This window comes from Acinetobacter sichuanensis, assembly GCF_003024515.2.
GTDB lineage: Bacteria > Pseudomonadota > Gammaproteobacteria > Pseudomonadales > Moraxellaceae > Acinetobacter > Acinetobacter sichuanensis.
In genome coordinates, this window is sequence record NZ_PYIX02000205.1 from 1 (window position 1) to 655 (window position 655).

The following is a 655-nucleotide window of genomic DNA, read 5'->3' on the forward strand; positions in this document are numbered from 1 at the left end:
GCTGGTTTATTTACCTCATCCCACACCGATTTCATGCACGGTTTGTCAAAGACATTAATAATTTCAACTTCTTCTGTATTAAAGAATCCATTACTAAAGTTCGTAGTGTTCCAGTTGCCAGTGTTGCAGTCGCCAGTGTTGCGGTTGCCAGTGTTGCGGTTGCCAGTGTTGCAGTCGCCAGTGTTGCGGTAGCCAGTGTTGCGGTTGCCAGTGTTCCAGTAGCCAGTGTTGCGGTCGCCAGTGTTGCAGTAGCCAGTGTTGCGGTCGCCAGTGTTGCAGTAGCCAGTGTTGCAGTCGCCAGTGTTGCAGTCGCCAGTGTTGCCTTTATCATCAGTAGGCTTAACATCTGACACGCCTAAGTTGGTAGACACTGGTTGTTCTTGAGGTTCAGTTACCTTTTCAGCTTCCTGATTACCCAAAACATAATTTTCCATTGCTTGAGCTTTTTCGATGTTGCCATCTGCAATGTGTAGCGCTTGTAGACGTAAACTTTGAAGTTCCATTTTTATCTCGGAGAGTGGTTGGTGAGATTTAGTTTACCAAAGGAAACTTTATTGTCAACAGTAAAGTTCATAATAGGAAACTTATTTTTAATTGTGGAAACTTTTATGTTTTAATAGACAAAAGAAAACCCACACTGGGTGGGTTGTGGAGT

Annotated in this window: 1 protein-coding gene; it reads right to left on the bottom strand. The window is 43.8% G+C overall.

The features are described 5' to 3' along the window. Positions 1 to 503 (bottom strand): hypothetical protein (locus C9E89_RS24210; RefSeq protein WP_213069665.1); only part of this gene is annotated, 503 nt, incomplete at its 3' end. Positions 504 to 655 lie beyond the last annotated feature (152 nt).